General features: G+C 68.4%; 1 pseudogene. It reads left to right on the forward strand.

The window, feature by feature from the left end:
* A pseudogene (locus tag ABW22_RS16345) lies at positions 1–820 on the forward strand (flagellum-specific ATP synthase FliI); the annotation flags it as partial.

The following is an 820-nucleotide window of genomic DNA, read 5'->3' on the forward strand; positions in this document are numbered from 1 at the left end:
GGCGTTCCGGTCCGTACCTACGGACGGCTTACCCGTGCCGTGGGGCTGGTGCTGGAAGCGGTGGGCCTGCGCCTTCCGGTGGGCAGCGACTGCCTGATTGAACTCCCCCCCGGCTATGCGCAAAAAACGGCTGAGGCAGAAGTCGTCGGGTTTGCGGGTGAGCGCATCCTGCTGATGCCGCTCAGCGCCGTTGACGGCCTGCTGCCGGGTGCCCGCGTCTATGCGCTCGAATCGCCCGCGGGTGCCGGCGGCGTCGGGCCACGGACCAAGCGCCTGCCTGTCGGCGAGGGCATGCTGGGCCGTGTCGTGGATGCCGCAGGCCGGCCGCTCGATGGCCTGGGTCCGCTCAATTTCGACCGGGAAGTGCCGCTGTCCCGGGCACCGATCAATCCGCTGACCCGCGCGCCCATCAAGGACGTGCTGGATGTGGGCGTTCGCGCCATCAACGCCATGCTGACCGTGGGGCGGGGCCAGCGCATGGGCCTGTTTGCCGGCTCGGGCGTCGGCAAAAGCGTGTTGCTCGGCATGATGGCGCGCTACACCAGCGCCGATGTGATTGTGGTGGGACTCATCGGCGAACGCGGCCGCGAGGTCAAGGATTTCATCGAGAACACGCTGGGCAAGGAAGGCATGGCCCGCGCGGTGCTGGTGGCGGCCCCCGCCGATACCTCACCCCTGCTCAGGCTGCAAGGGGCCGCTTACGCCACCTGTCTGGCCGAGTATTTCCGGGACCGGGGCAAAAACGTCTTGCTGATCATGGATTCGCTGACCCGCTACGCGATGGCCCAGCGGGAAATCGCGCTGGCCGTGGGCGAGCCGC

It is taken from the genome of Thiobacillus denitrificans, from assembly GCF_001530125.1.
Lineage (GTDB): Bacteria > Pseudomonadota > Gammaproteobacteria > Burkholderiales > Thiobacillaceae > Thiobacillus > Thiobacillus denitrificans_C.